This window comes from Clostridium sp. Cult1, assembly GCF_021655095.1.
Lineage (GTDB): Bacteria > Bacillota > Clostridia > Tissierellales > Tepidimicrobiaceae > Schnuerera.
Window position 1 is genome coordinate 713,706 of the sequence record NZ_PPXW01000001.1, and the last position, 5,943, is coordinate 719,648.

The 5,943-nt window shown below is 30.1% G+C and carries 7 protein-coding genes; 1 reads left to right on the forward strand and 6 read right to left on the reverse strand.

Annotation, left to right across the window (positions count from 1 at the left end; translation table 11 throughout):
• Nucleotides 1-543, forward strand: a 543-nt coding sequence (locus C3E89_RS03445) for a TetR/AcrR family transcriptional regulator (RefSeq protein ID WP_236911094.1), incomplete at its 5' end; no start/stop codon positions are given.
• Between the two features lie 38 nt (nt 544-581).
• Here the strand turns inward: C3E89_RS03445 and C3E89_RS03450 are convergent.
• The 6 genes from C3E89_RS03450 to C3E89_RS03475 form a co-directional block, all read right to left on the reverse strand.
• Nucleotides 582-1,529, reverse strand: coding sequence for a 3-hydroxyacyl-CoA dehydrogenase family protein (locus C3E89_RS03450; protein ID WP_236911095.1), 948 nt, complete (start codon nt 1,527-1,529; stop codon nt 582-584).
• Nucleotides 1,530-1,558: 29 nt separating this feature from the next.
• The gene (locus C3E89_RS03455) at nt 1,559-2,284 is read right to left on the reverse strand and encodes a GntP family permease (RefSeq protein ID WP_236911096.1); all 726 of its coding nucleotides are present in this window, start codon (nt 2,282-2,284) and stop codon (nt 1,559-1,561) included.
• Nucleotides 2,229-2,858, reverse strand: coding sequence for a GntP family permease (locus C3E89_RS03460; protein ID WP_236911097.1), 630 nt, complete (start codon nt 2,856-2,858; stop codon nt 2,229-2,231). Before C3E89_RS03460 ends, C3E89_RS03455 begins: the two co-directional genes overlap by 56 nt.
• A 44-nt stretch (nt 2,859-2,902) precedes the next feature.
• The gene (locus C3E89_RS03465; protein WP_236911098.1) at nt 2,903-3,664 is read right to left on the reverse strand and encodes a 3-hydroxybutyrate dehydrogenase; all 762 of its coding nucleotides are present in this window, start codon (nt 3,662-3,664) and stop codon (nt 2,903-2,905) included.
• A gap of 370 nt (nt 3,665-4,034) precedes the next feature.
• On the reverse strand, nt 4,035-4,208 hold the full coding sequence (locus C3E89_RS03470; protein ID WP_236911099.1) for a helix-turn-helix domain-containing protein: 174 nt from the start codon (nt 4,206-4,208) through the stop codon (nt 4,035-4,037).
• Nucleotides 4,208-5,740, reverse strand: a complete 1,533-nt coding sequence (locus C3E89_RS03475) for a sigma 54-interacting transcriptional regulator (protein ID WP_236911100.1) — start codon at nt 5,738-5,740, stop codon at nt 4,208-4,210. Before C3E89_RS03475 ends, C3E89_RS03470 begins: the two co-directional genes overlap by 1 nt.
• Nucleotides 5,741-5,943: the final 203 nt, after the last annotated feature.

Consider the following 5,943-nt stretch of genomic DNA (forward strand, 5'->3'; position numbering starts at 1 on the left):
GCAGATAAAGCTGGTTATAATAGTGCTACTATATATAATTATTTTGAAAACTTAGATCATTTAATACTTTTCGCTGCTATGCGGTATATAAAAGATTATTCTCGTGCTTTACCTGAATACTTAAAAGACGCAAAAAATGCCTTAGATAGATTTTTTAAGGTATGGGAATGTTTTTGTCATTTTTCATTTAAGGATCCAGAAATATATTATGCTATTTTCTTTGCAGATTTAGATAAAGATCTAGAAGATTATATTATTGACTATTATAAAATCTTTCCTGAGGAATTAGGACCACAATTGAAAGGCATTTCTACAATGTTATTAAAACATAATATATATGAAAGGGGCATGGCCACCATAAATGATTGTATTGATGAAGGATTTATAAAAAAAGAAGACGCTGAAACCCTTAATGAAATGGGAACTCTTTTATATGAAGGTATATTGGCTCAAGTAATAAAAGGAAAAGTTAATTATGATGAAGCTATTAAAAAAACAATGAAATATATTAAGTTTGTTGTTGAGTCTCTTCGAATTAAATAACTAAAACCCTCAATATTAAAAAATGAGGGTTTTAGTTATTATCTGGAACTGTGTATATGTTTTAACATTTTGAAAAACATTTTATCTCTTCTTTTAATGGCTTCTTCATCCTTCCCCTCTGTATAATCATAGAAACCCTTCTTAGACTTAACCCCTAGCTGATTATTTTCCATTAGATTTTTTAATATCTCTTGTGGTTCTTTTACATGGCTAAGGTTATTAAATAAATAAGAGGATATATAATAAAAAGTATCTAGTCCGCCTAGATCTGCTGTCTCTAAAGGTCCTATTATAGGATATCTAAATCCAGGCCCATATTTCATTGCTCTATCTACATCTTCTACGGTAGCTATTCCTTCCTCTATTATATTTAATGCTTCTCTAAATACAGCAAATTGTATTCTATTTCCAATAAATCCTGGAGCATCTTTTTGAACGATTACCGGTTGCTTATCTATTCTCTTGACTAATTCTAATAATATATTTACTGTTTCATCTTTAGTTCCTTCACCTCTTATTAATTCAACTAAGGGTATAATATGGGGAGGATTCCAAAAATGCATTCCTATAAATCTTCCTTTGTTTTTTAATTTCTTAGATATTTCTGTAATACTAAGACCGGAAGTATTGGTTGCAAATATGGCATCAGTTTTAACTATTTCTTCTACTTCCCTCCAAAATTGTTGTTTAATATCCATCTTTTCTATAATTGCTTCTATAATTACATCGCAGTCTAAAAAAGCTTCTTTATCTAAGGAGTAATTAATATTTTTTAAAATGTTTTTAGCTTCTAATTCAATCATTAAACCTTCTTCAATTAGACTACTATTGAATATTAAGACTAGTTTTTTGGAGTTTTCTAGAAACTCCTCTTTTATATCTGTTACTATTACCTTATATCCCTTTCTTGCAAATATTTGGGCTATACCGGAACCCATGGTGCCTGCCCCTGCTATTCCAATTTTTTTAATATTCTCTAACTTCATTTTATAAACCTCCCTTCTAATCCATGCTATTAATAGATTCCTAGGCTAGCAAGAATAATGGCTGGTATTGATGATAAAATTGGTAAAATTAAAGATGTTACACAAATATCTATATAGGATTCCTTATGGGTCATACCTGTAATAGCTAATAAGGTTAATACTGCTCCATTATGAGGAAGTGTATCTAAACCACCAGAAGCCAAAGATGCTACTCTATGGAATGCTTCAGGGCTAATTCCTGTTTCCAAAGCTAGTTGATAATATTTGTCTCCTAAAGCTTCTAAAGCTATCCCCATTCCTCCTGAAGCTGATCCTGTAGCTCCTGCTAATATATTCACCGCTAGCGCTTCAGAAATAAGAGGACTTCCCTTTATCCCAAGGACTAAGTTTGTCAATGTTTGAAATCCAGGCACAGCTCTTACAACTGATCCAAAACCAACTGCAGCACTTGTATTAATAATAGCTGTAATAGATCCAGTTGCACCAGAACTAATAGTTTTGGTAAATCCTTTATGAAGTTTTACATTAGTAAGCATAGATAAGATTATACCAGATAATAAAGCAACTACTATATCCCATTTTAAAAGGTTTAGTGTCAATATTACAGATAGTAAAGGTAAAAATGCTATAAATGGATTAGGTAAATCTGTTAAATGTTCTCCGTTATTTTCTGTCTTTTTTTTGGGTTCGGTAAATACATCATCTTTTTTCATCTTTTTCAGTAAGTTTTTTCTCTCTCCAAGAAAGGTAAGCATATCCTAAACCAAACATGAATATGGTTGCCACTATACCCATTACTGGTGCTGCTGTAGGAGTTGTATTAAAATGGTCTATGGGGATTAAGTTTTGAATTTGTGGTGTTCCTGGAACAGCTGTCATCGTAAATGTAAAAGAACCAAGGGCTATTGAACCAGGAATAAGTTTTCTTGAAATATTAGCTTCTCTGAACAATTCCAATGCTAAGGGATACATTGCAAATACTACTACGAATAAACTTATGCCTCCATAAGTTAAAACTGCACAACCTATTATTACTCCCAATATAGCTCTCTTTGGTCCAAAAACCTTAGTCAACCATTGAGCTATAGATTTAGCTGCTCCAGTATAGTCCATTAAATGTCCAAATATAGCTCCTAACATAAATACAGGAAACCAAGATTTTGTAAATCCAACAAATCCAGCCATATAAGTTTCTTTATAGGTTTCAAGTAATGGAAGGCCACCTGATAATGCAACTACTGCTGCTGTAATTGGAGCCACCCAAATAATAGAATATCCTCTGTAAGCTAAAAACATTAATAATACTAATCCAATAATAATGCCTAACATGAATATTTCCTCCTATAATTTATTTTTATTTGACTATCGACTGTTTAACCCGCCGTCCAACCACCATCAATAGTCATAGTAGATCCTGTAATATGGGATCCTATTTCTGAACATAAAAACTTAACTACTTCAGCTACAGTTTCAGGTTCAATTAATTTCTTCACCACTGCTTTTTGTAACATAATATTCTCAATAACTTCATCCCTAGATATACCGTGGGATTTTGCTTGGTCATCGATTTGATTGTCTACTAATGGCGTTCTAACGTATGCAGGACAAATAGAATTTACAGTTATGCCATATTTACCACCTTCTAATGCAGCAGTTTTTGTTAATCCACTGAGTCCATGTTTTGCAGAAACATATGCTGATTTAAATTCAGATGCCACTAATCCATGTATTGAGTTTAAATTTATAATTCTTCCCCAATTTTGTTCTTTCATAGTAGGCCACACGTATTTCGTTAACAAAAATGGGGCAGTTAACATTAAGGAAATCATGAAATCCCACTTATCTTCAGGAAAATCTTCAATTGAAGAAACAATTTGTATTCCAGCCACATTAACAAGTACATCAACTTTTGAAAATCTTTCAACTGTAAATTCAACTAACTTTTTACAGTCTTCTCTTTTGCTTAAATCTGTTTTGAAATAAACCGCGCCAATTCTTAATGATTCTTCTTTCAATTTTTCTTCATTTATATCAGCCATAATTACCTTAGCTCCTTCTTTTGAAAAAGTTTCAGAAATGGCTAATCCGATACCACTAGCAGCTCCTGTTATAATGCATATCTTATCCTTTATCATTTTCAAGTCCCCCCTATTATTTTAATTAGGCTTCGAATATAACCATTGCAATTACAATGCCATTTAAAGAATTATTATATTTTCTATTGAATTATTTTATAAACTTTCACCTTTCCCTGATAATATCCCTTTTAAACAAACAAGGATAGATGTTTTTCTGATAAAAAAACATCTATCCTTTAATATAATTTATAAAAAGTTATATAAAAACTTATTATTAAATCCTACTATTTTGCTAAAATGTAAAGTTTAGCATACAATATATCCTAACTTTAATCATTAACTGTAAACTTTTCCATACAATCAATACTTATATTTAACCTTAATGTAATTATTTCTGAATATTCTGATTATTGTTAATAAAATATCATTATATATCTATTTTATATTTTGATATTTTTTCATATAAACTTGTACGACTAATTCCTAATTCTTTTGCAGCTAGAGTTTTATTTCCTTTAGATATTATTAAACTATCTATTAATGTTTGTTTTTCTACTTCCTCTAAAGTTGACTTTAAAGTTCTTATTTGTTTTTCCTCCATTATTCCTGTAATTTTACAAGGTAAATGTTTAGGATTAATAATAGTCTCTTATCTAAAAAGTTAATAGCTCTTTCAAGTATATTACCTAATTCTCTCACATTACCAGGCCAATGGTATCTTTTTAAGTATTCCAATGCTTCATCAGATATTCCATCTACTCTGATATCTTCTCTTCTAGATGTTTTTTTAATTAAGTATTGAGACAGAGTATTTATATCTTCTTTTCTTTCCCTTAAAGGGGGAATCCTTATATTTACTACATTTAATCTATAATACAAATCTAGCCTAAACATACCTTCGTCAACCATTTTCTCTAAATCTTTGTTAGTTGCTGCAATAATTCTAACATCAATACTTTCTGAATGACTAGAGCCTATTTTTTCTATTTCTTTGTCTTGAATAACTCTCAAAAGCTTAACTTGCATATTCATAGGTAAATCCCCTATTTCATCTAGAAAAATAGTACCACCATCAGCGGCCTTGAATTTACCTATCCTTCCACCTTTTTTTGCCCCTGTAAAGGATCCTTCTTCATATCCAAATAGCTCTGATTCCAATAATTCATAAGGAATCGCACCACAATTTACTTTAATAAAAGGGGAATTAACTCTCCTACTATTATTATGTATAGAATGAGCAAATAGTTCTTTGCCTGTGCCTGACTCACCTAAAATTAACACATTTGAATTAGATTGTGCTATTTTTTTCGTAAATTCCTTTAATTCATCCATTGACTTACTGTTACTTATTATATGATTTAAATTATATTTAGCTTTATTTACTGTTTTAAATTCATTTTTATAAAGATTTAATTCCTTTTCGATTTTACTTACCTTTTGATATAGATATTTTAACTCATCTATATCTCTAAATAAAACTTTCCCTACTGCTCCTACTACTTTCCCATTAAAAAATACTGGAATTCTCGTTGCTATCATTTTCTTACCCTTAATTTTTTGTACTTCCTCATATTCAGGTATCCCATTTTTTACAACTATATGCATCCTTGTATTTTCTATAATCTCTGTTACATGTTTACCAACAGCATCTTCAACTTTTATTTCTAAAAATTCTGCATAGGCTTTGCTAAATAATTCGATAAAACCTTCCTTATTTACATAAACAATAGGATCGTTAGTAGTTTCCATTAATGCTTTTAATAATAATGCTGATTCTATCTCATCATCTGATTGTCTAATAAATTCTTTATAAATATCTAGTTTTTGAAATATTAAGCAAGCACCCTTAATACACTCATCATGGACAATATTTTTTATTGTTATAATAATATCTATACCATTATACTTTATTATAGAAGGTGTGCATTTTATATTAGATTTTAGTATATCTTCCTTTTGGAAACTTAAAAATATATCAAATATATTTTTGCTTAAAATATTTTCATGGTCTAAATCTAGTATTTTTAAAGCTTCAGCATTGGAAAAATATATTATTCCTTTATCATCTGCTATCAATATCCCTATAGGTAATGAGTTTGCAATCACGGATAAATTGAAATCAATTTTTGACATTTCAATACACTCCCATAATAAAACTAATAATTTTAATTTGATTATATCATTTATGTATGTATATAGCTATTTTAGATTTTATTCAAAAAAATAAAACCCTCTACTTCGACCTACGAAATAGAGGGTTTTTATATATGTACTTGGCAGCGTCCTACTCTCCCAGGGCGTTACCACCCAAGTACCATCGGCGCTGAGAGGCTTAA